General features: G+C 37.9%; 26 protein-coding genes and 1 pseudogene. 15 read left to right on the top strand and 12 right to left on the bottom strand.

What is annotated here, in order from left to right; all coding sequences use genetic code 11:
* The first annotated feature begins 251 nt into the window (after positions 1 to 251).
* The 3 genes from QL998_RS09980 to QL998_RS09970 all read left to right on the top strand — a co-directional run bounded on the left by QL998_RS09980 (position 252) and on the right by QL998_RS09970 (position 1,287).
* Entirely contained in the window at positions 252 to 629 is a 378-nt protein-coding gene (locus tag QL998_RS09980; protein WP_010557530.1) for a MerR family transcriptional regulator, read from the top strand.
* A 65-nt stretch (positions 630 to 694) separates the two neighbouring features.
* Positions 695 to 1,084, top strand: a complete 390-nt coding sequence (gene merC, locus QL998_RS09975; RefSeq protein WP_024601094.1) for an organomercurial transporter MerC — start codon at positions 695 to 697, stop codon at positions 1,082 to 1,084.
* Positions 1,072 to 1,287 (top strand): GDCCVxC domain-containing (seleno)protein, encoded by a 216-nt coding sequence (locus QL998_RS09970; RefSeq protein WP_076916053.1) that lies wholly within the window; start codon positions 1,072 to 1,074, stop codon positions 1,285 to 1,287. Before merC ends, QL998_RS09970 begins: the two co-directional genes overlap by 13 nt.
* 421 nt (positions 1,288 to 1,708) lie before the next feature.
* Here the strand turns inward: QL998_RS09970 and QL998_RS09965 are convergent, their stop codons facing one another.
* Together QL998_RS09965 and QL998_RS09960 are read right to left on the bottom strand one after the other, a co-directional pair.
* Positions 1,709 to 3,106 carry a heavy metal sensor histidine kinase gene (locus QL998_RS09965; RefSeq protein WP_024601570.1) on the bottom strand — a complete coding sequence of 466 codons (1,398 nt, stop codon included), beginning with the start codon at positions 3,104 to 3,106 and terminating at the stop codon, positions 1,709 to 1,711.
* A complete protein-coding gene (locus QL998_RS09960) occupies positions 3,096 to 3,782 on the bottom strand; it encodes a heavy metal response regulator transcription factor (RefSeq protein ID WP_004588805.1) in 687 nt (228 codons plus the stop codon). Before QL998_RS09960 ends, QL998_RS09965 begins: the two co-directional genes overlap by 11 nt.
* A 166-nt stretch (positions 3,783 to 3,948) precedes the next feature.
* On the opposite strand from QL998_RS09960, the gene QL998_RS09955 reads away from it, so the two are divergent.
* The 8 genes from QL998_RS09955 to QL998_RS09920 all read left to right on the top strand — a co-directional run bounded on the left by QL998_RS09955 (position 3,949) and on the right by QL998_RS09920 (position 10,437).
* Positions 3,949 to 5,772: a copper resistance system multicopper oxidase gene (locus QL998_RS09955; RefSeq protein ID WP_024032687.1), complete on the top strand. Its 1,824-nt coding sequence runs from the start codon at positions 3,949 to 3,951 to the stop codon at positions 5,770 to 5,772.
* Complete coding sequence (locus tag QL998_RS09950) at positions 5,769 to 6,632, top strand: copper resistance protein B (RefSeq protein WP_055011431.1); 864 nt, start codon at positions 5,769 to 5,771, stop codon at positions 6,630 to 6,632. The genes QL998_RS09955 and QL998_RS09950 overlap by 4 nt, the downstream gene beginning before the upstream one ends.
* Before the next feature lie 22 nt (positions 6,633 to 6,654).
* Positions 6,655 to 7,062 carry a copper resistance CopC family protein gene (locus tag QL998_RS09945; RefSeq protein ID WP_004588802.1) on the top strand — a complete coding sequence of 136 codons (408 nt, stop codon included), beginning with the start codon at positions 6,655 to 6,657 and terminating at the stop codon, positions 7,060 to 7,062.
* An 11-nt stretch (positions 7,063 to 7,073) separates the two neighbouring features.
* On the top strand, positions 7,074 to 7,982 hold the full coding sequence (locus QL998_RS09940; RefSeq protein WP_290192592.1) for a CopD family protein: 909 nt from the start codon (positions 7,074 to 7,076) through the stop codon (positions 7,980 to 7,982).
* A 22-nt stretch (positions 7,983 to 8,004) separates the two neighbouring features.
* Complete coding sequence (locus QL998_RS09935) at positions 8,005 to 8,493, top strand: nuclear transport factor 2 family protein (RefSeq protein WP_008109928.1); 489 nt, start codon at positions 8,005 to 8,007, stop codon at positions 8,491 to 8,493.
* A gap of 10 nt (positions 8,494 to 8,503) precedes the next feature.
* The gene (locus QL998_RS09930; protein ID WP_024032684.1) at positions 8,504 to 9,022 is read left to right on the top strand and encodes a DUF411 domain-containing protein; all 519 of its coding nucleotides are present in this window, start codon (positions 8,504 to 8,506) and stop codon (positions 9,020 to 9,022) included.
* Positions 9,023 to 9,162: 140 nt separating this feature from the next.
* On the top strand, positions 9,163 to 9,672 hold the full coding sequence (locus QL998_RS09925) for a DUF305 domain-containing protein (protein ID WP_024032683.1): 510 nt from the start codon (positions 9,163 to 9,165) through the stop codon (positions 9,670 to 9,672).
* Between the two features lie 33 nt (positions 9,673 to 9,705).
* Positions 9,706 to 10,437 carry a glutaredoxin gene (locus QL998_RS09920; protein WP_024032682.1) on the top strand — a complete coding sequence of 244 codons (732 nt, stop codon included), beginning with the start codon at positions 9,706 to 9,708 and terminating at the stop codon, positions 10,435 to 10,437.
* Positions 10,438 to 10,696: 259 nt separating this feature from the next.
* On the opposite strand, the gene QL998_RS09915 is transcribed toward QL998_RS09920, so the two are convergent.
* From QL998_RS09915 to cadR, 5 genes are all read right to left on the bottom strand, one after another.
* Positions 10,697 to 11,254, bottom strand: a complete 558-nt coding sequence (locus tag QL998_RS09915) for a YfbU family protein (protein ID WP_055011429.1) — start codon at positions 11,252 to 11,254, stop codon at positions 10,697 to 10,699.
* Between the two features lie 21 nt (positions 11,255 to 11,275).
* Positions 11,276 to 11,764, bottom strand: coding sequence for a hypothetical protein (locus QL998_RS09910; protein WP_055011428.1), 489 nt, complete (start codon positions 11,762 to 11,764; stop codon positions 11,276 to 11,278).
* Positions 11,765 to 12,340: 576 nt separating this feature from the next.
* On the bottom strand, positions 12,341 to 12,757 hold the full coding sequence (locus tag QL998_RS09905; RefSeq protein ID WP_235207522.1) for a MerC family mercury resistance protein: 417 nt from the start codon (positions 12,755 to 12,757) through the stop codon (positions 12,341 to 12,343).
* Positions 12,758 to 12,859: 102 nt separating this feature from the next.
* Positions 12,860 to 13,228, bottom strand: a complete 369-nt coding sequence (locus tag QL998_RS09900) for a MerR family transcriptional regulator (protein ID WP_028834999.1) — start codon at positions 13,226 to 13,228, stop codon at positions 12,860 to 12,862.
* A 51-nt stretch (positions 13,229 to 13,279) separates the two neighbouring features.
* On the bottom strand, positions 13,280 to 13,669 hold the full coding sequence (gene cadR / locus QL998_RS09895) for a Cd(II)/Pb(II)-responsive transcriptional regulator (RefSeq protein ID WP_002962247.1): 390 nt from the start codon (positions 13,667 to 13,669) through the stop codon (positions 13,280 to 13,282).
* Between the two features lie 78 nt (positions 13,670 to 13,747).
* On the opposite strand from cadR, the pseudogene QL998_RS09890 reads away from it, so the two are divergent.
* Positions 13,748 to 14,478 (top strand): annotated as a pseudogene (locus tag QL998_RS09890) (transglutaminase family protein).
* Complete coding sequence (locus QL998_RS09885) at positions 14,465 to 15,352, top strand: cation diffusion facilitator family transporter (protein ID WP_002962252.1); 888 nt, start codon at positions 14,465 to 14,467, stop codon at positions 15,350 to 15,352. The pseudogene QL998_RS09890 and the gene QL998_RS09885 overlap by 14 nt, the downstream one beginning before the upstream one ends.
* 84 nt (positions 15,353 to 15,436) lie before the next feature.
* Here the strand turns inward: QL998_RS09885 and QL998_RS09880 are convergent, their stop codons facing one another.
* The 5 genes from QL998_RS09880 to QL998_RS09860 all read right to left on the bottom strand — a co-directional run bounded on the left by QL998_RS09880 (position 15,437) and on the right by QL998_RS09860 (position 22,190).
* Positions 15,437 to 18,565: a CusA/CzcA family heavy metal efflux RND transporter gene (locus QL998_RS09880; RefSeq protein WP_197098559.1), complete on the bottom strand. Its 3,129-nt coding sequence runs from the start codon at positions 18,563 to 18,565 to the stop codon at positions 15,437 to 15,439.
* A 10-nt stretch (positions 18,566 to 18,575) separates the two neighbouring features.
* The gene (locus QL998_RS09875) at positions 18,576 to 19,472 is read right to left on the bottom strand and encodes an efflux RND transporter periplasmic adaptor subunit (RefSeq protein ID WP_002962254.1); all 897 of its coding nucleotides are present in this window, start codon (positions 19,470 to 19,472) and stop codon (positions 18,576 to 18,578) included.
* 70 nt (positions 19,473 to 19,542) lie between these two features.
* A complete protein-coding gene (locus QL998_RS09870; RefSeq protein ID WP_290192591.1) occupies positions 19,543 to 20,751 on the bottom strand; it encodes a TolC family protein in 1,209 nt (402 codons plus the stop codon).
* Positions 20,752 to 20,908: 157 nt separating this feature from the next.
* Entirely contained in the window at positions 20,909 to 21,229 is a 321-nt protein-coding gene (locus tag QL998_RS09865; protein ID WP_138578965.1) for a hypothetical protein, read from the bottom strand.
* A gap of 61 nt (positions 21,230 to 21,290) precedes the next feature.
* The gene (locus QL998_RS09860; RefSeq protein WP_002962256.1) at positions 21,291 to 22,190 is read right to left on the bottom strand and encodes a cation diffusion facilitator family transporter; all 900 of its coding nucleotides are present in this window, start codon (positions 22,188 to 22,190) and stop codon (positions 21,291 to 21,293) included.
* A 194-nt stretch (positions 22,191 to 22,384) separates the two neighbouring features.
* On the opposite strand from QL998_RS09860, the gene QL998_RS09855 reads away from it, so the two are divergent.
* Positions 22,385 to 22,711 carry a hypothetical protein gene (locus QL998_RS09855; RefSeq protein WP_010388429.1) on the top strand — a complete coding sequence of 109 codons (327 nt, stop codon included), beginning with the start codon at positions 22,385 to 22,387 and terminating at the stop codon, positions 22,709 to 22,711.
* Between the two features lie 81 nt (positions 22,712 to 22,792).
* On the top strand, positions 22,793 to 23,164 hold the full coding sequence (locus tag QL998_RS09850) for a TolC family protein (protein ID WP_290192590.1): 372 nt from the start codon (positions 22,793 to 22,795) through the stop codon (positions 23,162 to 23,164).
* Positions 23,165 to 23,323: the final 159 nt, after the last annotated feature.

Genomic DNA, 23,323 nt, shown 5'->3' with positions numbered 1-23,323 from the left:
AGCGCGGAATGAATTCATTTAATAAGACCTAACCAAAACTGTCAGATTTGAACAAATAGAGTCAACCAAATCGAACAGACGCATTTGTGCCATGAGCTGCCTTTCCGATTTAACTCATTTCTGCCCCAAGACGAGTTAACGTAAATGCTCTAAGGGCAGCTTTTAGTGAAAACCAGTCATTGTAGTTCGAGCAATTTTACTTCGTATTGATATACTAATGTCATGATTAAAGTTGATTTTATGGTTGGACGATGAAAACAATAGGCAAGTTGGCTAAAGAACTTGATATAGGCGTAGAAACTATACGGTTTTATGAGCGGGAAGGCTTGATAAAACAGCCTCAAAAACCTCAAAATGGTTATCGTGTCTATGACGACTCAATCACCAAACAATTACAATTCATCTGTAAGGCCAAAGCACTTGGCTTTACTCTAAAAGAAGTGGCTTCATTGATGTCAATGGATGGCGATTGTGCCAAAGTAGAATCCCTAGGCTTGCTGAAATTGAACGTAATTCAAAATAAGATAGCTGACCTTCAACGCTTAGAAGTCGTCATAAAAGAAATGACTAATTCATGCCGCAACAATAACGATCAATCCCACTGCCCAATAATCGATTCGCTAAAATAGTATTGACTCCGTACCTACCTACGGAGTTCATACTCAAATCATTCAAATAATGTTAGACGTTAAAAATGATTAATAAGATTTTAGATAAAGTTAGCTCAGGTGGTGTTTGGCTTGCGGCTCTTAGTTGTACGGGGTGCTTCCCCGCACTCGGCTCGTTAGCATCAGCATTAGGATTAGGCTTTCTCTCTCACTTTGAGGGAATTGCTGTAAATACCTTGTTACCTATATTTGCAACTCTGGCATTGTTGGTAAATTTGTATAACTGGTATAAAAACCAAAATCATGCGAGAGGTATTCTTGGGGTTATTGGCCCTATAGCGGTTTTGTTAACCCTCTATCCACTATGGCAATACGAATGGAGCACTTATTTGTTTTATGTAGGTATTTGTTTGATGATTGTAATGTCCGTATTAGACATTGTTAAACCTTTGAAGGAGCAAACATGCAAAGTATAGAGTTAAATTCTACCATTACTTGCCCTGAGTGTGGCTTCAGTAAAACTGAAGAAATGCCAACCAACGCTTGCCAGTGGTATTATGAATGTGAATCTTGCAAAGTTCTCCTAAAGCCTTTGAAAGGCGATTGTTGCGTATATTGCTCTTATGGAACAGTGAAATGCCCGCCAATTCAAGAAGGTCAAAGTTGTTGCGATAGCTAAATGACAGTCTATTAATGGCAATGAGAAGGCATAAAAAGAAATAGTGAAATGTCAGCAATCGTATCATTGCAGCCTTTATCACTAAGTCACTCAAGGGCTGCTTTTGGCACAGAGCCGTCCTTCAGCTCTAACTCATTTTTGTCCAAAAACGAGTTTACCCGACCCTCCGCTTTTCGCTCAAATAAGACCCCGAAAAATGGCTCATATAGCTATCTAGGCCAACGCTTTCAAAAACAGAAGTATATTTCCGATAACTACCTTTGAATTCCTATAAACGGAAGTTTGCTTCCGAAATATAGCAATATTGGGTTAGAAACCGGAAGTTTACTTCCGTTTTGTACTTTAAGTTTATAAACCGGTGTTTAATGAAAGCTGGGAAGTCTAGAGGTACAAGCAAACATTGGGTTATTAAATTTAATAATTAGCTTTTAGCTAAATTTAGAAAAACTTTAAAGCTGGTAGTTTGATTATTTGAACTGACCTCTATATTTCCACCGTTTGCTTGCGCTAGAGCTTTAACTATTGCAAGCCCTAAACCAGCTCCATCGCTGTGTCGTTGGCGCGATTTATCGGGTCGATAAAAGCGGTCAAATAAATAAGGTAAATGCTCAGAAGGTATTCTCTCCCCAGTATTAATCACTGAAATACATATTTTATCAGCGGTAAATATTTCACTATTTACTGTGATTGATGAGCCTTTTGGGGCATACCTTATTGCATTGGATAGGAGGTTTGATAATAATTGGCGAAAGTGTAATTTGTCACAATAAAAACAAAGGTTTTGACCTTTTTTCTTAAATGTAATCAATGAGTCTTCAGCCAAAGCATCAAAGTACTCAAATAATGCTTCAATTTCATCATGGCTTTTTAGAGTATTTTGAACGGGTTTAACCAGTCCATTCTGAGTTTTTGCAAGCCAAAGCATATCACTAACCATCTTAGTTAGTCGTTCCAGCTCTTCTAGATTAGAAAACAATAATTCTTGATACTCTAACAACTGTCTTTTTTTAGATAAACCAACCTGTGTTTGAGTGATTATATTTGTTAGTGGAGTACGTAACTCATGCGCAATATCACTAGAGAAATTTGATAAACGAATAAATTCACCTTGGAGCCTGTCGAGCATCGAGTTAAACGACTGCACCATATTAACAAGCTCAATAGGCACTTTATTTTCATCAAGCCTTACATCCATCTTATTAGTTTGGATGTCATGCATTTTCTGACTCAAACCTCGTAAAGGGTTCAATCCTTGATGTATAGCAAACCAAGCCACCAATAAAATGAGTACCGCAGAGCCAAACATAATAGCCCAAAGACTTTGTTGAAATTGATTGAGAAAGTGTAAATGAAAGCTCATGTCTATCGCTGTAGTAATTTTGTATTGCTGTTGCCCAGTACTTAAATTACTCACCAGAGCTCGGTAGGTGTGGGTATCATTTTGCCATGAGGTAATGTTGTTACGGTTAAAGCCAGCTGAAGCATTAGCACTCATTACAAAATCACTAAAATCTCGTTCAGAACTTTGAAAAATGAGCTCTCCTTTTGCGGTATTTACCTGATAGTAAACACCGTGATGACCCGCTACAGCGTTAGATAATTCATTTTTAAGTTTCAGGTTTGATTTATACTGTTGTCTTAAAACTAATTCAATAGATTGATTAATAACATGCAGTTCACTACTATCTTGCTGGAAAAAATGATGTTTTATCGAACTATTTATTAAGGTGGCAACTAAAGTTAAGCACGCAATAACGGTTACAGCGACAAACAACACAACACGCATCGTAAGTGATAAAGGCCGTGACTTAATAGCCATCAGTTTCAACCTCTAATTTATAGCCCATACCACGAACCGTATGAATTAATTTAACAGTAAAGTCATCATCAACTTTTGCTCTTAGCCTACGAATGGCAACATCAATCACATTGGTGTCGCTATCAAAATTCATATCCCATACTTGAGAAGCAATTAACGAACGTGGCAGTACTTCACCTTCGCGCCGTAACAATAGTTCAAGTAAGCTAAACTCTTTATTACTCAATAAAATACGCTTGCCTGCACGTTGTATTTTTCGCTTTGGAATATCCATTTCTAAATCAGCAACTATCAGTATATCGTCAACTGTTTGTACTACACCACGGCGAATAAGAGTGCGTACTCTTGCTAAAACTTCAGCAAAAGCAAAAGGCTTTATTAAATAGTCATCAGCACCAAGTTCGAGCCCCTTTACTCTATCGTCTATACTATCGCGAGCAGATAAAAATAGTACTGGGGTTTTGTTATCTGCTTCACGTAGCGACTGTAAAATTTTCCAACCGGATACGTCAGGTAACATGACATCAAGTATTATTACATCAAATAAGTCGGTCATTGCTAGGTGATGACCGTCAAGTCCATTGCGCGCCAAAGAAACCTGAAAACCAGCTTCACTTAGTCCCTGTTTTAAATAATCTCCTGTCTTTGATTCATCTTCAACAACTAATAAGCGCATACAATTCCTTCATTAAAGTCCTAACAACTACCTCTGCAAATATTATGCAGTATCTGTCACTACAGCAACATGACACCAACATTACAACTTTGTAATGTTCGCGTCATGTTTAAGACAGGTCTATTTTCTATACTCAATACATATTCTGGTATGAAGGAGTAAGGAAATGGGGTTTAAAAAGTCATCACAACAGGTTAGCACACCACGAAGACGATTTGTTCAAGGCTTAATTGCAGGAGGTGTACTTGCTGCTTTTCCGAGTGTATTACATGCTGCATCATCTTTAGTAGCAGGAACAATAACAGGCACTGTGCCCGAACTTAGCGGCAAAGTAATTGATCTGGTTATAGATGAATCGCCGGTTAACTTTACTGGCGTAGTACGTATGGCGACAACTATCAATGGCTCTATACCCGCCCCTACCTTGCGCCTCAAAGAAGGCGATGACGTTACTATTAGAGTAACAAATAAGTTATCAGTACCGAGTTCAATTCATTGGCATGGCATTATTTTACCGTATCAAATGGATGGCGTACCTGGTATCAGTTTTAAAGGCATTATGCCTGGCGAAACCTTTGTTTATAAATTTAAATTACAACAAAGCGGTACATATTGGTATCACTCACATAGTGGCTTTCAAGAAATGACTGGCATGTACGGTGCATTAATTATTGAACCGCGAGAAAAAGATATTATTAGTGCAGATAACGAGCATGTTATTCAATTATCTGATTGGACTGATGATGACCCAATGGCGCTGTTCCGCAAATTAAAAATACAGAGTGATGTATTTAACTTCAATCAGCCCACTGTTCCAGAATTTTTTGATGACGTTTCAAATAGCGGTGTTTCGAATGCTTTGCAACGCCGCAAAATGTGGAATCAAATGAGAATGAATCCTACAGATTTAGCTGACTTATCTGCATCAGCAATGACCTTTTTAATGAACGGTAGTACGCCAATGTCAAATTGGCGAGGAATGTTTAAAGTTGGAGAAAAAGTAAGACTTAGGTTTATTAATGGCTCAAGCAATACTTTTTTTGACGTTCGTATTCCCGAACTAAAACTAACAGTTGTACAAGCTGATGGGCAAAACGTTGAACCAGTGACAGTTGATGAATTTAGATTCGGCCCTGGTGAGACCTACGACGTAATTGTTGAGCCTAAAAATGATGCCTATACGATTTTTGCTCAAAGTATGGATCGCTCTGGTTACGCAAAAGGAACTTTATCAAGCTCGCCTAATATTGATGCGCCAGTACCTGCACTTGACCCTGTTGAATGGTTAACGATGACCGATATGATGGGCAATATGACCCACGGCGGTGAGCATTCTGCAATGGCAGGTATGGCTGGCATGTCAGGTATGAACTCTAAAGAAATGGATCATAGCGCTATGGAGCACGGTGCAATGGCGATGGATCATAGCAAACATGGTATGTCTGAAAACCCATTGGCAGTTGCCAGCCCTAAAGTGCGTCATGCCAAAACGGAGTATGGAGCTTCAGTTGATATGCGCGTTGATATGCCTAGAACAAATCTTGATGATCCTGGTATTGGTTTACGTAAAAATGGTCGCCGTGTTTTAACACTTGCAGATTTACACTCACTTGAAGGGGTCACTAACCAGCAAGAGCCAGAAGCTGAAATTGAGTTGCATTTAACCGGAAATATGGAACGTTATAGCTGGTCATTTGATGGCTTAGAATTTGGTAAAAGCACGCCAGTGCATATGAAGCATAACCAACGTTTAAGAGTTATTTTACAAAACGATACCATGATGACGCACCCTATGCATCTGCATGGTATGTGGAGTGATTTAGAAAACGAGCAAGGTGATGTGCAAGTGCGACGTCATACAATACCTGTTCAACCCGCACAAAGAATCAGCTTTTTAACCACCCCTCACGATGTAGGGCGCTGGGCTTGGCATTGCCATTTATTATTCCATATGGATGCCGGCATGTTTAGAGAGGTAGTCGTATCATGAAACAATTAAAACTATCTAAATCATTTAGTTTATTAATGTTAACTGGGGCTTCATTAATTAGTTTCCCTTTATTAGCGCAAAGTGAAATGGCACAAATGAATAGCGCTAAGATGCAACCACAAGGAGGAAGTGCACCTAAAGATGCAAGAGACCCCCATGCTTACTCTGCGGGAACAACTTTAACAGAAGGCCCATATGCGCTTGAGGGCAATGAGCGATTAACACTCGCTGATGAGCATCCATTTTACGCATTACTAGGCGATCGTCTTGAATATAACGAGCAAGCAAACGCAGGTGTATTTGACTTACAAGCATGGTACGGCACTACCTTTGATCGATTGGTAATTAAAACCGAGGGTGATTTCAGCGAAGGAAGTATTGAAGAAAACCAAACCGATATTTTATGGGGTCACGCCGTATCAGCATATTGGGATACTCAAGCAGGTGTTCGTCTTGATTACAATAAAGAAGGTGAAAATCGGCAATGGTTGGCTTTTGGCTTACAAGGTTTAGCCCCTTATTGGTTTGAACTTGATATGACAGCATACGTAGGTGAGCGAGGCAATACCGCATTTACGTTAGAGGCAGAGTACGAACTACTACTCACGCAAAAGCTAATTATACAACCGCGAGCCGAAATTACACTTTATGGTAAAAACGATAAACAAAACGAGCTTGGAAGTGGCCTATCAAGCAGCGCGATTGGCTTTAGGGTTCGTTATGAATTTACACGCCAGTTTGCGCCCTATATTGGCGTTGAATGGAGCAATAAATTTGGCAATACCGCCGACTATGCCACATCAAGTGGACAAAGTAGCAACAACACCGCATTTGTTGCGGGTATTAAATTTTGGTTTTAATCATTTTAAATAAGAGGTAATTATGAAGTTTTTTAACTCTGCAGTAGCCATTTTAGGTTTAGTGCTTACATTTTCCGCATCAGCGCATATATCACTCAAGCAATCAATACCTGCACAAGAAGCCATGTTAATGCAAGGACCAGAGGAACTTTCGTTAATTTTTAGTGGTGAAGTAAGGCTAGCAAAAGTCATCATCAAAGATGAAAAAAATAAAACAATAAACTTTGATTTCAAACCCAGCGCCACCCCAAGCACAGACTTTAATTGGTCATTACCGAGCCTAGCCCAAGGCACTTACACGGTTAAATGGACAGCACTGGGTGGTGATGGACATAAAATGACTGGCACGTTTAGATTTATGGTACATAAAAATGAATCGCATAAGATGATGCAAGAACAATCTAATACCCACAGCAAACATAATCATTAAGTAGCAACATCATGCAATTAAGTGAATGGTCAGTGTTCTTACTATTATTAAAACTAGCAAGCTATATAGCAATTGTAGGGCTTGCGGGCACTTTATTAATGCGCTTTATGTGTGGCAACAGCAATGTTGCAGGGCATCACTTAATTAGCTTTCATCAGTTCTTAAAACGTTGGCAAATTACGTGTGTAGTTACAGGTAGTATTGCTGCACTTTTACAAGTACCTATAGAAGCTGGAGCAATGGCTGAATCAGGCTTTATGGGAATGTTTGACCCCTTTATGCTTGAAATTGTTTGGCAATCAGTCATAGGTGACCAAGCAAGGTTTAGAATACCAGCGCTTATTATTGCTCTAATTAGCGCATGTATGTGGAATGTGGAATCAGATGATAACGTAGCAGGTTATAAAAACGGTGCCGTTATACTAATCATGCTTGGGTTTATCGCTTATAGCTTCACTTTTACTGGGCACAGCGCAAACGAAAATGGGTTAGTGAAAAGTATTTTAACCTTTCACCTTATTGCCATTGCGAGCTGGTTAGGGTCATTGTGGCCGCTTTACAAAAGCTGCACTTTACTACCTACCAGTGAAGTAAAGCGGTTAATGCATTACTTTGGTCAACTCGCTATTGTTATTGTATTTGTACTACTTATTTCGGGCTTAACTCTGCTCCTGCAGTACCTAGAGTCATTTTCTGCATTGTTTACATCAGATTATGGGCAACTAATTTTATTAAAGCTGTTACTCGTCAGTGCGATGCTGCTCCTAGGTGCATGGCATAAGCTTTTTTTAGTCCCGCAAATCACTCAACAACACCATATTAGTATATTAAAACGCTCGATTACTGTTGAAATAGTAATTGCCCTGTTTGTACTTATTACAACAAGTGTATTTACCACACTTGTTGGTCCGCCTATTTAACGATTAATAAAAAGGGAAACGTATGTTAATTAAATCCTTTAATTTAAAAATTTTATTGCTACTAATTTTTAGCACTGTTAGTTCTTTTACTGTTAGTGCACATGACGATGAAAAATATTCAAAAAAAGGCAAGGCCTTTGTCAATGTTGATAGCGAGGCTGCAAAAACAGTCAGCCTATTTCATGCATCTCTAAAACAAGGTAATCGCGAAGCTGCACGTAAATTACTGGCCGACGATGTCATCATTTTTGAAGGCGGAAGTGTTGAGCGTTCTGCAGATGAATACGCGAAACATCATATGATAGCGGATATGAAATTCTTAAGTGCTGTTAATAGTGAACTACTAGAGCATCAAGTTTACACAAATGGAGACATAGCTTACTCAATTTCAAGAAGTAAAACTCAAGGAAAGTACAAAGGAAAAGATATTAAGTCTATGGGAATGGAATCAATCACATTAAAAAACACCGATACAGGTTGGAAAATCACTCATATTCATTGGTCAAATTAAGGAGTTAACAATGCGAGTAATCTACATTACCTCAGCGTTATTTTTATCATTAACTATGTCATTTTCGGCGATAAGTATCGAAAAACAACATAAAGCATTAATAACTTATGAGAATTCAGAAAAACCTAAAATTGAGCTTACCGTTTATAAAAGTAAAAATTGTGGATGTTGTAATAAGTGGATTGCTCATTTGAGCGAAAACAATATTCAAACAAAAGCAATTAACGTCAATGACATGGGGACGATTAAATCTCAGTATCAAATAAAATCAAATATGCGGTCATGCCATACAGCCGTTTCAGCCGATGGATTTGTATTTGAAGGTCATGTTCCCGCCAAACATATAAAACAGTTTTTAGCTGAACAACATCCTGAAAAGACGATAGGGCTCTCTGTTCCCGCTATGCCTGCTGGTACGCCAGGTATGGAAATGGGCGATCGCTTTTATAAATATAATATTGAAATGCTTACGCACGATTTACAGCAAAATACTTATAAGCATATTAGCAAATACGCTGAGCAGTTTTAACACTTATGGCACAACTCTTGATGTAATATTAAACATTGATTCAATGATTAAATATATAGTGGGTTTACGCCTAATAACCTGTAAGAATTACCCATTGGTATAAATGATATACAAAGTAAATGATAGAAAGGAGCCATCTAATGTCGCAGTATTTAAAGTTTTTCTTAATGATAGCCACATCAACATTAGTCATGTTTGTACTGATGTATTTGAATACTTATCAGCTAAGTCATGTTTTTTTTAGTGAAACTCGCACTTATATGGCGCTTTATATGGGAGCCATGATGGCAGTGATAATGCTACTTTTCATGCTCAATATGTATAAAGATAAAAAGAAAAATATAACAGTACTCATTGCTAGTGTTACCGTATTTGCGGGAAGTTTATTTTTAGTTCGATCACAAGCGACTGTTGATGATAGCTCATGGATGTCGGCGATGATCCCACATCATTCAATTGCAATACTCACCAGTGAAAGGGCAAAAATCAAAGATAAGCGAGTCCAAGAGCTTGCAACAAATATTATTGAGGCACAGCGTCGTGAGATTAAAGAAATGCAGTGGTTACTAAAGGATATAGAGAAAAATGGCCTAGCAGAAACTCAGGAGCAAGCACAATCTAGGACCGTACCGGATTTTAATGCTAAGTAAAATTTTATACCAATACATAAAAGGGAGCTAAACATGAGTAAATCAGCCCAACTTTTTAGAATGGCCACAGATGAGCATATTTGTCCGTTTGGTTTAAAATCAAAAGACCTACTAGAGCGAGAGGGATATACAGTTGATGATCAGCTATTAACTTCTCGAGAGCAAACAGATGAATTTAAAAAACAACACAGTGTAGAAACTACACCTCAAACATTTATTGATAATAAACGTATAGGTGGCTATGACGACTTACTCGATTACTTTGATAAGCCAAAAGCTGGGCAAGAAGGTACAACTTACACGCCCGTGATTGCGATTTTTTCGGTTAGTTTTTTGCTTAGTGTGGCATTTAGTTTTGCAGCGAATAATAGCTTATTATCAATGCAAACCGCTGAACTGTTTGTAGCCCTAACAATGGCAGTGTTAGCAATACAAAAGCTTCAAGACTTATTTAGCTTTACTAATTCATTTATAACCTATGACTTAGTCGCTATGAAAGTAGTCAGGTACGCCTATGTTTACCCATTTTTAGAAGCATTTGTTGGCATTGGAATGATAGCCGGATTACCAGCCTATATTATTGCCCCTATTTCATTGTTCATAGGTGGGGTTGGTGCTGTTTCAGTGATAAAAGCAGTCTATATAGATAAACGAGAGTTAAAATGTGCGTGTGTAGGCGGTGACAGTAACGTACCACTAGGGTTTATCTCCCTAACAGAAAACCTGTTTATGATCGCTGCCGGTATTTGGATGTTTGTTAAGTAAACAACAGCTTTAATTTAAAAACATGATGATGTACTAGTGTGATTACCAAGGGATTATGTCGCTCTAATTACCGAGCGACTTTGTCGTAAATAGCATATCAGCTGTACTAGCTCATATCAGATCTTACAGTTTAAGTGAATAAGTTTAGACTTCATCAGGCAGACTGCTATGAGCGAGAAGCAGACGTCCATACAAACTCGTTTTTGGACATAAATACGTTAGAGTATCTAATCAGTAACGTCCTTTGTTGAAGCGTTTGTTAGGATTCTCTTCGACTAGGGTGAACTTTTTCTTTCAATATAGTAGTCAATTGCGCAAGGTTTAACGGCTCATAAGACAAAGTTTGTCTTATTGGTTCAAATGCACTTAACATTCTTTTATGACCGTCAATTGAAGGGCAATGACTATTGAAGCTCCGACCACTAAACTCTTGAAATCTTTCCAATTCGTTAACTAGAAACATTGCTGTTCCCATATACTCAGTTTCATTATTACCATCAAAACCAATGAATTTGGGGTCTTTACCAAAATAAGGAACGTCAGATTCTAGTTTGGCTTTTTCTTCTTCGTTCAGCTTGCTATAGGCGTGTTCTATAAAGCTCCACATATCTAAAATATCAACAACCTCTTTAACAATTTCAGGATCGTCCGACTCTTCAAATGGAATGCCACTGTATTTCCATTTTACGCCCCATAGTTGATCACTGAAAATAGCTGATTTAATAAAATCTGGTTCTATTTCACCTTTAACATCTAATTTTTCATAAAGCTCGCTAAGCATTAAAACAATTAATTTTTCGCCGTCTGATAATTTCATAGTTTTTCCTTTACTTTTTCCTTAAGCCCGTTCTTTTTTTTCATCGGAAAGCTGTTTAACAAAGGGCATAAAGTTTTGAATTTTGTAGTAGATACTTTTGCCATAATTTTTTTTGTCTTCAAAATTAATTGCTTCAGACAATGATTCAATGTCATCTTTTAAATCATTACAAAGTTCTTTTGCTTTGTTCTCAAAAAAATCAGTGAAATGACCGCTTTGTTCAAAAATGAAACTAGCATACACCTCAACTTCTTTTGCAATATCAGCGCAGTTAACTCCCTTGAGAAGTTTGGCATTACATGAAGGACCGACTTTTGACACAACAGATAAAACACGCTTTGTTTCGGAGTGAACTTGCGATACTTCAACCATTTTTCTACGGCTTATAAGTTCATCACGAAGCTTTTCTGCTTTACTGGCTGCGTTTACCGATTTCTTAGCTTCGACAAATGCCCATACAGCACCACCTATTGAAGCGATAGATCCGATTATTGAAATGACACTTTCCATGCTCAAAATTTGACACCTTTCTCCGTGAAGCCTAACGGCGTATTACCGAAAATTCCCGTTAACACTCAATGTGTCAATTTCCAGAATTATCAAAATACGATTTTTATTAATTTAATTATTAATAACTTACACATAGCCTAAAGGAATTACAATTTTTTTAGACTCTCCTATAACCGAGAATTTACTTATTCGAGAATGGGTAAAAGTACATTACGAAAACACGCATAAAAAATAGCTTTGAAATTAACAACTTAAATTTTATGAAAATTTTAACGAGAAGCTAATTATATTACATAACAAGAATTGATTATTTATTCATTCATTAATACTTTGAATACCTGCTTCGCTCAAAGCTGTCCTTAGAGTATTTACGTTAACTCGTCTTGGGGCAAAAACGAGTTGGACTGCCGAGCTTTCATTAGATACCTACTTATAATCTTAAAGTACAAAACGGAAGTAAACTTCCGGTTTCTAACCCAATATTGCTATATTTCGGAAGCAAACTTCCGTTTATAGGGATTCAAAGGTAGTTATCGGAAATATACTTCTGTTTTTTGAAAGCGTTAACCTAGATAGCTATATGAGCCATTTTTTGGGTCTTATTTGAGCGAAAAGCAGACATTGACCGTTAATCGTTTCAACGACGGCAATTAGCCATACGTTGCATGTTTGCTCCCTTACTGGTTTTACGATATCCAAAACCGACATAACGACCATTAAGCAAATACCAAAGTAAAATAGGTATGTGCTCCAATCATATAGCCAAAGAGGATAAAGCGTTAATAGCACTGCTACAGGCCCTAGAATGCTGAAGACAGCTCTGGTATGGTTTTTATTTTTGTGCCAGTTGTATAAGTTTACCAATAGTTCCAAAGATGCAAAAATAGGTAAAAGCGTATTTACAGCTATTCCTTCGAAGTGAGAGAAGAAGCCTAGTCCTAATGCCGATGCAAGTGACCTTAATGCAGGGAAGCAGGCCGTGCCGCTAGCCAAACGCCACTAGAGCCTACTCTGTCTAATATTTTATTTATCATTTGAAAGTCTATTGGTTGATATTACCATCATTCTAAACTCCGTATATAAGTACGGAGTCAATCATTTTAATGAATCAATTATGGGGCAATGTGTTGGATCTTCGTTTTGCATACAGGTATTTGTCATATCCACAATTACTTTCTCTAAACGTTGAAGGTCATTAATTTTGTCTCGAATGATTGCTAACTTTTGTCGGCTTAATAGCTCAACTTGAGTGCAGTTGCTGTCCATAGACATTAGCGATTTTATTTCTCTTAACGTAAAGCCGAGCGCTTTGGCTTTTGTGATAAACCTAAGTTGTCCTGCTATTGTTTCGTCATATTGTCTATAACCAGATATTGGTTTTTCAGGTTGTGTAATCAGCCCTTCTCGTTCATAAAAACGAATGGTTTCTACATTTAAATTTAATGATTGTGCTAATTTGCCAATGGTTTACATTATTGCCTTTGTGAATACTACTAATCTAAAGTTATATTTAGTTTAGCTATCCAATGATTTGATGATGCCGCACGCTTCAATTGTATTGTCTGAACCACAAGCACTTGCCATCTGTTGTAATTCAGCTTTAAGCGCCCTTAATTCTTTCATACGTTTATTCACTAGTGCAAGTTGCTGATCAATTAATGCATTAACGCTAGAGCAGCTTTCTTCTGGCTTATTTTTTAATTCGATAAGACGTTTAATATCATTGAGTGATATATCTAGGCTGCGACAATGCTTTACGAATTCCAATTGTTTAAGTGCTTTACTATCATACAGCCTGAAATTACCTTCTGAACGGTTTGGATTTAACAGTAATCCTTCTCTTTCATAATATCTAATCGTTTGTATTGAACAGCCCGATTTTTTTGACAATTCGCCTATTTTCATCAATTTCCCCCAGACATTTGACTCTATAGTTACTATAGGATCTATAGTATAGGTATGCAACAAAAGGGATATATAAAAATGACTGAGAAATATTTAAACAATACGAATATCGTTAATTTTGAACACAAAGATATCCAATCCCTGATCGATCAACGAGGGTGGAAAAATTTGGATAATTTCAACAAAATTGGTGCCGCTTATCAGTTTGTAAAAGATGAAATAATGTTTGGCTATAACAAGAGTGATGATATTTCAGCAAGCGATGTGCTAGCAGATGGTTATGGACAATGTAATACTAAGGGTAATCTGTTAATGGCACTATTGCGTGGACTAGGTATCCAGTGTCGTTTCCAAGGTTTTACCATTGATCAGCAACTATAAAAAGGTGCTATCCCAAGCTTGTATTTTGGTTAGCACCTAAATACATCATTCATAGTTGGGTAGAAGTTTACTTTGAAGGGCGTTGGATAAACTTAGAGGGCTTTATATTGGATGAGCAATACTTAAGCTCACTACAGCAGAAATTTAGCCAAGCAAAAGATGAGTTTTGTGGTTATGGTGTTGCAACAAAGTGCTTATCTTCACCCGGTACGGATTGGCGTGGAGAGGATACCTATATTCAAAAAGAAGGTATTCATGACGACTTTGGGCTTTATGATTCACCAGATAAGTTCTATCTCGAAAAAGGTACTAATCTATCAGGTGTAAAACGTTGGTTGTATCAACGAGTGATCCGACATTTGATTAATATGAATGTATCAAAAATAAGAAATAAAAAAGTACTGGAGGTACAAAATGCACAACCATAGTCACAGTCATCAGCATGGTAAAGACGACCGGATTGGTTGGGCATTTTTCCTTAATGTGATATTTACCATTATCGAATTTATAGGTGGTTGGCTCACAAACAGTACGGCGATAATGGCGGATGCCGTTCACGATCTTGGTGATAGTCTTTCAATAGGTTTTGCGTGGATTTTAAGTCGTTTTTCAGATAAAGAAGCATCAGACAAATTCAGCTATGGTTATCGCCGACTTACACTTTTTGGTGCATTGGTAAATAGTATTGTTTTGATTATCGGCTCTATTTGGGTTTTATTTGAAGCAATACCTAAGCTGTCCAATCCTGAAATGCCTGTAGTTGAGGGGATGTTAGGGCTAGCCATACTCGGTGTTGCCGTAAATGGTTATGCGGTATTCAAATTAAAAGCGGGTGAAACACTAAATGAAAAAGTGCTGACATGGCACCTACTTGAAGATGTACTCGGTTGGGTTGCCGTTCTTATAGTCTCTATTGTATTGTTGTTCGTTGAACTGCCGATATTAGATCCTCTATTATCAATAGGGTTTACGCTGTTTATCTTATTTAACGTTTTCAAAAATCTTAAATCAACATTGGTGCTTTTTCTTCAAGCTGCACCCGATAAAGAGACCCAAGAGCGTATTAAGCAGTCATTAATTGAATTTCCTGAAGTAAATGGTATACACCATATGCATTTTTGGTCACTGGATGGTGAAAGTCACGTTTTAACAGCGCACCTTGAGCTGAGTGACAACTTTGACGTTAAAGAATTAATTAAGCTTAAACAAGAGGTTGCAGCTAAATTATCTTCCTATCATTTATCGCATACGACGATAGAGTTTGAGTTTTTAAATGAAAATTGTAGGGATGAAGCAGAGTAAGTTTTATCAATAAAATTTTGGAGCATACAATATAAAAAGCAGCTTAATTAGGCATAACTTAGTAATTAAGCTGCTTTTTTGCTTTTAGATTTCGTCGGATTGCTGTTTGTTACTCTCAGCGCCATGCGCCCATTGATATAAAATAGGCAATACAAACAAAGTTAAAATGGTAGAAGATACAATACCGCCGATAACAACTGTTGCTAGTGGTCGTTGTACTTCTGCACCAATTCCAGTGTTTAACGCCATTGGAATAAAACCTAAACTTGCGACCAGTGCCGTCATTAAAATAGGTCTTAAACGAATGATGGCACCTTCAATGATCGCTACGTATAGGTCGCCTTTTTCATGCCAAAGATCTCGAATAAAAGCCAACATAACCAAGCCATTTAATACTGCGACACCTGACAATGCAATGAAGCCGACACCTGCCGAAATTGATAAGGGCATGTCTCTTAAATAAAGTGAAAATACGCCCCCTGTTAATGCTAAAGGCACGCCACTGAAAATGATTAATGCATCTTTTAATGAACCAAATGCTATAATCAAAATACCTAGGATAACAACCAATGTTATCGGTACAACTAGGCTTAATCGCTTACTTGCTGATTCTAGTTGTTCAAACGTTCCACCATAATCAAGCCAGTATCCTGCTGGAATTTCTCCTTCCTGATTAATTTTAGCTTTAACTTCTTTTACAAAACCGCCTAAATCTCTACCACGAACATTGACGGTAACCACAACTCTTCTTTTTCCGTTCTCTCGGCTAATCTGCGCGGGTAAAGACTCTGATTTAAGCTCTGCAACTTCTTCAATTGGCACATAGTTACCATTCTCAAGTGGAAGCGGCAGATGCTTCAAGCTATCGATATCCGTTCTTATTTGCTCTGGTAGGCGAACAACTAACTCAAACCGTCTGTCACCTTCATAAATGATCCCCGCAGATTCACCGCCAATCGCAGTGGCAACCCAGTCTTGCAATTCGGTAACGTTCAATCCATACCTACCAAGCGCTTCTCGTTTAGGAATTACTGATAAAGATGGAACACCTGTGACCTGTTCCATTCGAGCATCAGCGGCACCATCCACGGTTTTCACAATATTTAGAATATCTTTTGCGGTAAGTAATAACCGATCCAAATCATCACCAAATATTTTGATGCCGACATCAGCTCTAACGCCAGAAATCAATTCATTGAAACGCATTTGAATAGGCTGAGTGAATTCATAGTTGTTGCCTGGAATGTTTTTCAGTACTTTTTCCATTTCTTCAACTAATTCACTTTTTGGTTTTGAAGGTTCGGCCCATTCTTTACGTGGTTTTAAAATAACAAAGATATCAGCAATACTCGGTGGCATTGGGTCGGTTGCTACTTCTGGTGTGCCAATGCGCGAGAATACTTTATCAACTTCAGGAAACGCTTTAATACGTTGCTCAAGTACTTCTTGCATTTCTACTGATTGCTCTAGGCCAGTCGATGGAATTCTTAATGCCTGTAGTGCAATATCACCTTCATTTAATTGAGGAACAAATTCTGTCCCAAGCGTAGTTGCTAACCAAAGGCTATACCCCATTAACAGCGTTGAGAATGAAACAATAATCCAACGAAATTTCATCGCCATTTTTAACAATGGTTCATAAATAGACTTGGTTGAACGAATAACTACACTTTCTTTTTCGCTGATTTTACCTTTCATAAACACAGCTACAGCAGCAGGAACCAGTGTAACTGAAAGGATCATTGCGGAAATTAACGCCATAACGACAGTTGCCGCCATAGGGTGGAACATTTTCCCTTCAACGCCAGTTAGCGTGAAAATGGGGATGTAAACAACAGTGATAATTGCCACACCAAACAAGCTTGGACGTATCACTTCTGAAGTGGCTTCAAAAACGGTATTTAGGCGTTCTCTTAAGTCTTGCCTATGACCGTTGTGTTGGGCCTGTGCTAACCTACGGACAGAGTTTTCAACGATGATTACAGCCCCGTCCACTATCAAGCCAAAGTCCAATGCGCCGAGACTCATTAAATTGGCAGATACTCCTGCTTGCACCATACCTGTGATTGTCATTAACATGGAAATAGGGATAACAGCAGCGGTAATGAGAGCTGCACGTAAATTTCCAAGTAGAATAAATAACACAACAATAACTAAAAGCGCACCTTCAACGAGGTTTTTGGTAACGGTTGCAATCGCTTTATCTACTAACGTTGTTCTGTCGTAAACAGGCTCTGCGGTAATGCCCTTTGGCAGAGATTTTTGTATTTCGCTGAGCTTATGTTCCACTTCTAAAGCAACGGTGCGAGAATTCTCACCAATCAGCATCATGGTTGTACCAAGCACTGTCTCAATGCCATTACGAGTAGCAGCCCCTGTTCTAAGTTCTTTGCCTATAGCAACATTGGCAACATCACATATTTTTACAGGAATACCATCGTTCTTTTTGATGATGACATTGAGGATTTCATCCATTGTCGCAAGTTGCCCGATGGAGCGCACTAACACTTGTTGTCCGTTTTGCTCAATATAACCCGCGCCACGGTTATCATTATTTTTACGTAATGCATCAGAAACGTCTTCAAAGCTTACCTGATGAAAAAGTAATTTTTCGGGTTTCGGCGTTATATGATACTGCTTGTTATAGCCGCCGATGCTGTTGACCTCAATGACGCCTTTAACTTGAGCCAATTGCGGTTTAATGATCCAGTCTTGTATTTCTCTTAAGGCAATAGCGGTATAAGGCTCTCCATTAGGCATTTTAGCGTCAGGAGAAGCTTGTACGGTATACATAAATATTTCACCAAGCCCTGTGGAAATAGGACCCATCTCTGGCTCTAAGCCAGAGGGAATAACGCCTTTTATCGCAGCTAATCTTGCATTGATTAAGTTGCGTGCGAAATAAATATCGGTTCCCTCTTCAAAGATAACGGTCACCTGGGATAAACCATATCTTGAAAGAGAGCGGGTGTGAGACAGCTTTGGTAGTCCAGCTAATGCGTTTTCTACTGGAAAAGTTACCCTTTGCTCCGCTTCTAAAGGTGAATAACCGGGGGCAGAGGTATTTATTTGTACCTGTACGTTTGTTATATCTGGAACAGCATCAATGGGAAGTTTTTGATAACTCCACATACCAACGCCGATGATTACCATCAGCAAGCTTAATACTAAATAGCGCCTATTTATTGCAAGACGCAAAATTGATTCAATCATATTGCGTCTCCTAATCGTCGTCTTCTACTTCAGATTTCAAGATATCTGCTTTAATCAGATAACTGTTTTTGTTTACATATTCAGCGTCTTTACTGAGGCCATCAATGACCTCGATATAGTTTTTGTCTGAACGACCAAGGACAAGTGGTGCAAACTCGTACTCTTCATTTTCTTTTACAAAGACACCTAATTGTCCACCTAGCTCTTGTATGGCAACTTTCTCGACCGCTAAATCCACCTCAAATTGGTTTATCTTTACGTTGCCTTTTAATAATTGACCTGACGTTAGCTTTAACTCAGTGTTGTTTAATCGTACCCGTGCTAAAACATAAGGCTGATCTTTAGCTGGAATAATATTAGTGATGACTGAACTGAATGCGTGTTCACCTTGCTCAATATCAACATGCTGACCGACTTTGATTTGATTATATTGGCTGGTAAACACCTTAAATTCAGCCCACAAGGTGTCAAATTTGACGATTTCAAACAAGCTAGTGTTTTGCGTGATACCGCCAATATTTCCATTTCGCTGTAAAACAGTCCCAGAAACAGGCGATGTTATTTTATAAGTATTTAAGCTCTCATTAGATTCAATAACGGCTAATAGATCGCCTTTTTTTACCGTATCACCAACAGTGAAGTTTATTGTCTTTATAACGCCGTTATATCTAGCGCTAACTTGAAATAATTGTTCAGCGCCTATCGTCGTAGAGCCGTATACAGGGATAGTTTGGTTCAACGTTTTTGAAGCTAAATAGGCTGTTTCAACACCAACCTTTTTTGCCATGTTATTGTCGATTTTGCTTATGCCTTCTTCGCCTTCATGTTCATCTTCACTAGCGAAAACACTTTGAATGGGTGATAGATACCCAATAAAAATCAATAGTGCGAGTAAATAGTTTTTCATTTTGAATTCCTAAACGATTCAGTTAATCACTGAATCAATAAATTGTTATTAAACTTAAAGTGATGTTTATTTAGAGTGACAGCGCTTCGTTTGTTAGTTTTTCTATCTCTGCGCCATAAATTAGGGCAGCAGATGCCGCGTCAATAAGGGTTCGCCGAGCATTTAACAGCTCTTGTCTAGCCGATACATAATCAAGATATCCATATCGACCTTTTTGATAGGCGTCTTGAGTATCTTCCAGTGCATCTTCAAGCATTGGGATAACCGACTGCTTTAATGAATTAGCTGTTAATATGGCTTGTTTTCTATTGGAGTATGCTCGTAGTAAGTGATTTCTAAATCTTAACTTAGTCGCCTCTTTCTCTATGGCAACTTGGTCACGCTCTGCTAGCGCACTAGCGATTGCGCCAGAATTTCGCTTTTCAGCAAACAAAGGTAAGCTAAAGCCAGCGACCAGTGCCGTATCATTGGCTTCTTGAGAGCGCCTAACACCAACAGACCATTTGATATTGGCCGTTGACTCTGTTTTAGCCAACTGTAACTCGGCCTCTTTTAGTCGCTGTTCACTTGCATAGATTTGAATAGCAGGGTTCTTCTCTAACTTCGCAAAAAGGCTGTTAAAGTCACTATCTTTGCCAAACTGAAAAAGATCCCCTTGTACTTCAGAGAAGGTTACAGAGTTTTCCCCCCAGTAGGCTGCTAATGAGAGCTTCAAATATTCCAAGCGCTTTTGTTCAGATTGAACGGTCAAATTTGCCTGAGCAATAACTGCTTTTGAACGTTTCACTTCAGCCTCAGGAGTAGCACCTGCACGGTTACGCTGAGATACAATCTCTAACGTTTCTTTCGCTAAACTCAGTGCATTTTTTGCCAATATTACTCTTTGTTGTGCTGCTAGTACTTCCACGTACTTTTCAGTGACTTGAGCCATTAAGTTTAGCGCTGCTACCTCTTTTTCAGCAGTGAGCAGTGCTCTTGAGTTTGAAATAAGCCCAATTCGCGCTGAGCGTTTGTCTCCCATTTCAATAACCGAAGATAGAGCGACAGTTAATTCAGCACTGCCGAATGCATTAAATTCACCTGAACCTGCAAAGTTCTCAGCTTCAAGCTCTAGTTCATAAGCAGGATTTAAACTTGCTGTTTGTTCTTGTCCTGTTAATGCCGTTTGCTTGAAATCAAATATTTTAAGTTCTGGATTTTGTTTAAGCGTCCACTGAATTGCTTCTTGAAGGTTTAACTGATTTTCAAACGCATAAACATTAAATGTAAAAAGTGACAAAGCGAGAAACGCGATATATTTAAGCCGAGGTGTTACACACCTCAAAATTGCTATCTTGCGATGCACACAGGTATTAAGTGCCATGTATACTTTCCTATAAATTTATATGTAATATTTAGGTCATTAACATGTGACCTTTCTTAATTTTCTATAAAATTTAGGCGTATTTAGGTGGGCGGAATGGCACCGACATATAGCCTTTTAGCTCAGGGGAAACTAAGGCGTAGGTAGGGAAATATTCTATTGCTTGTAAAATATTACAAGAAGAATCTGTATTTAAAAATAACTGACAGCAGCAACAAAAATTACAATTATCAATTAAAGTTTGGCTATTACCCTCCTCAAATAAATTAGAGCTTTCAGGAGCTTTTAGCGGGGTAATAGACTCAGTTAGTGATATATTAAAAGAACTTTCAATTAAGTTTCCTTCAATCTCTTCTTGCGAAAAAAACACAGACTGCACCGCGATTAAAATCATTATCACGTATGATATATATGGTTTAAAATATGACGGGTGCATTCTTTTAACTACTTTCTACTTAAGACTTTAGCTGTAAGATGCGGCGAGCACCGTTTAAAACGACAACAGCAATAATCAAACCAATCACTAAATCTGGATAACGGCTGCTAGTTACTGTAACTAATAAGCCAGCTAAGATTACACCTACGTTTGCGATTACGTCATTTGCGGAAAAAATCCAACTCGCTTTCATATGAGCGCCGTCTTCTTTGTTGCCAAATATTAAAAACAGACAAGCAATGTTAGCGATTAGTGCTATTCCACCAAATATCATCATTAAAGAAGAGATAGGTTCACTACCGTAAATAAAGCGTCTTACGACTTCACTCAAAGCACCTAGCGCTAGAATAATTTGAAGTACACCAGATATATGTGCCGCTCTAAGTTTCATGCTTATGCTTTTACCGACAGCATATATAGCTAAACCATAAACAGCAGCATCAGCAAACATATCTAATGAGTCGGCAATAAGGCCAGCAGATTGCGCAATAATCCCAGCAATTACTTCTATAAAAAACATGACTCCATTAATGGCTAACAACCATTTTAGCGTTGATGCTTCTTTCATCTCATTTTTTTGGGCTAGATCTTTTGCTTTTGCAGCTTCGGTGCTGCAACTTTCTTTAGTTGATGCCAACTCTGCACCGAGATTGAGTTGTTGTAATTTTTTTGTTATCTCATCTAAATTTTCATCATGAAAAACCTTGACTAAACGGCTAGGAATATCAAATTGCAACCCAACTGAAGGCTCAATTGAGTCAAGTGCTAACCTAATCAATCTCTCTTCTGAAGGACAGTCCATTTGAGGTACTTTAAATGTACTGACAAACGCGCCACTATAGTTATCTAATTGTGTATCAATTTTTACATCTTCATTGGTAGAAGATGATTGACACTGACCACTACATTTTTCTGACATATTTAACACTCCGTAATAATATTAAAATAAGTATAAAATCTATAGTGGCTATAGAGTCAAATAAAAAATTATTTAATGTAAAAGCGTGGAAACTGAATTGAAAAGCTAGTTTAAGAAAATAGTTTCTGCTAGTATTTTAAATACTATATTTAACTGGTGATAACTTTGAACCTTAATGTTATGTTGTACTAAAAATGCTCTTGGTTATTTCGATTGTTTTACAATCGTTAACTGCTGTAGCATCCTCAACATCTGAGAATCACCAAATAGATATAGAGCACCTTCAAACTCAACATGATCATGCAGATGATCGAAATGTCTCAAATGATAATGTAGGTGATGAGCAGCATAATGAAAAAGATTGTCATCACTGCGGTCATTGCAGTGGCAGCCACTTATCTTGGATTTTAGTCAGTAATTCAAATACCACGGGCAAACTAAACATTATCAATAAAACGCCTTATCAAATTGATCAAACAAATACTTACCTTGAAGCGATACTTCGCCCACCCATTTCTTAATTAGATTGATTTTTAATGACCTATTTGTCCATGAGAAGGATAAAGGGTTCGTGTTTATAAATTAAAAAATTAAGAAGTTTTATGTATATATTTTTAAAAAATGCAGGTTTAACCCTGTCTTTATGCATGGCTGTGAGTTTTTCAGTTGCCACTTATGGCAAACAGAAAAGTATTTCATGGCTAGATAGTCAAATAAATAAAGATCCCGAAGTTGTTGCGGCTAAAGAGTTACTTAATGCAAGTAATCATAGAGCCAAAAGCTTAACTCAAGCCGTATATAACCCAGAGCTTGAAGCAAGCTATGAAAAAGAAGGTGATTTTGATAATTACTCTATTGGTATCAGTCAAACGATAGATTTTTGGGATAAGCAATCAACAAATAAAACCATTGGTGAAATTGATGTTTATGCAAACCAGCAACAATTGTTATCTCTACTCGATTCTATCGAGTAGGGTGAGGCTTATGCCTCATCCCTCTCACAGAACCGTACGTACGGACCTCGTATACGGCTCCTGTACCCTTCACATTTTATCAACTTATTTCCTAAACGCTGATAAAGCAAGCCATCCCGTATTCACTTTTTCTATTGGATATAAACCAAGCTCCTCAAA

The sequence above is a fragment of the Pseudoalteromonas sp. APC 3691 genome (genome assembly GCF_030408135.1).
Classification (GTDB): Bacteria; Pseudomonadota; Gammaproteobacteria; order Enterobacterales; family Alteromonadaceae; genus Pseudoalteromonas.
The sequence above is the reverse complement of the archived record's forward strand: the minus strand, read 5'-3'. Positions and strand labels throughout refer to the sequence as shown.

Coding starts and splice junctions, on each gene's coding strand:
- QL998_RS09940 (WP_290192592.1), top strand. CDS start 7,074: ATGCAATTAAGTGAATGGTCAGTGTTCTTACTATTATTAAAACTAGCA.
- QL998_RS09880 (WP_197098559.1), bottom strand. CDS start 18,565: ATGATTGAATCAATTTTGCGTCTTGCAATAAATAGGCGCTATTTAGTA.
- QL998_RS09980 (WP_010557530.1), top strand. CDS start 252: ATGAAAACAATAGGCAAGTTGGCTAAAGAACTTGATATAGGCGTAGAA.
- QL998_RS09970 (WP_076916053.1), top strand. CDS start 1,072: ATGCAAAGTATAGAGTTAAATTCTACCATTACTTGCCCTGAGTGTGGC.
- QL998_RS09935 (WP_008109928.1), top strand. CDS start 8,005: ATGTTAATTAAATCCTTTAATTTAAAAATTTTATTGCTACTAATTTTT.
- QL998_RS09875 (WP_002962254.1), bottom strand. CDS start 19,472: ATGAAAAACTATTTACTCGCACTATTGATTTTTATTGGGTATCTATCA.
- QL998_RS09915 (WP_055011429.1), bottom strand. CDS start 11,254: ATGAAATTATCAGACGGCGAAAAATTAATTGTTTTAATGCTTAGCGAG.
- QL998_RS09855 (WP_010388429.1), top strand. CDS start 22,385: ATGCTCTTGGTTATTTCGATTGTTTTACAATCGTTAACTGCTGTAGCA.
- QL998_RS09920 (WP_024032682.1), top strand. CDS start 9,706: ATGAGTAAATCAGCCCAACTTTTTAGAATGGCCACAGATGAGCATATT.
- cadR (WP_002962247.1), bottom strand. CDS start 13,669: ATGAAAATAGGCGAATTGTCAAAAAAATCGGGCTGTTCAATACAAACG.
- QL998_RS09860 (WP_002962256.1), bottom strand. CDS start 22,190: ATGTCAGAAAAATGTAGTGGTCAGTGTCAATCATCTTCTACCAATGAA.
- QL998_RS09925 (WP_024032683.1), top strand. CDS start 9,163: ATGTCGCAGTATTTAAAGTTTTTCTTAATGATAGCCACATCAACATTA.
- QL998_RS09955 (WP_024032687.1), top strand. CDS start 3,949: ATGGGGTTTAAAAAGTCATCACAACAGGTTAGCACACCACGAAGACGA.
- QL998_RS09865 (WP_138578965.1), bottom strand. CDS start 21,229: ATGATTTTAATCGCGGTGCAGTCTGTGTTTTTTTCGCAAGAAGAGATT.
- QL998_RS09850 (WP_290192590.1), top strand. CDS start 22,793: ATGTATATATTTTTAAAAAATGCAGGTTTAACCCTGTCTTTATGCATG.
- QL998_RS09950 (WP_055011431.1), top strand. CDS start 5,769: ATGAAACAATTAAAACTATCTAAATCATTTAGTTTATTAATGTTAACT.
- QL998_RS09930 (WP_024032684.1), top strand. CDS start 8,504: ATGCGAGTAATCTACATTACCTCAGCGTTATTTTTATCATTAACTATG.
- QL998_RS09885 (WP_002962252.1), top strand. CDS start 14,465: ATGCACAACCATAGTCACAGTCATCAGCATGGTAAAGACGACCGGATT.
- merC (WP_024601094.1), top strand. CDS start 695: ATGATTAATAAGATTTTAGATAAAGTTAGCTCAGGTGGTGTTTGGCTT.
- QL998_RS09945 (WP_004588802.1), top strand. CDS start 6,655: ATGAAGTTTTTTAACTCTGCAGTAGCCATTTTAGGTTTAGTGCTTACA.
- QL998_RS09965 (WP_024601570.1), bottom strand. CDS start 3,106: ATGGCTATTAAGTCACGGCCTTTATCACTTACGATGCGTGTTGTGTTG.
- QL998_RS09960 (WP_004588805.1), bottom strand. CDS start 3,782: ATGCGCTTATTAGTTGTTGAAGATGAATCAAAGACAGGAGATTATTTA.
- QL998_RS09910 (WP_055011428.1), bottom strand. CDS start 11,764: ATGGAAAGTGTCATTTCAATAATCGGATCTATCGCTTCAATAGGTGGT.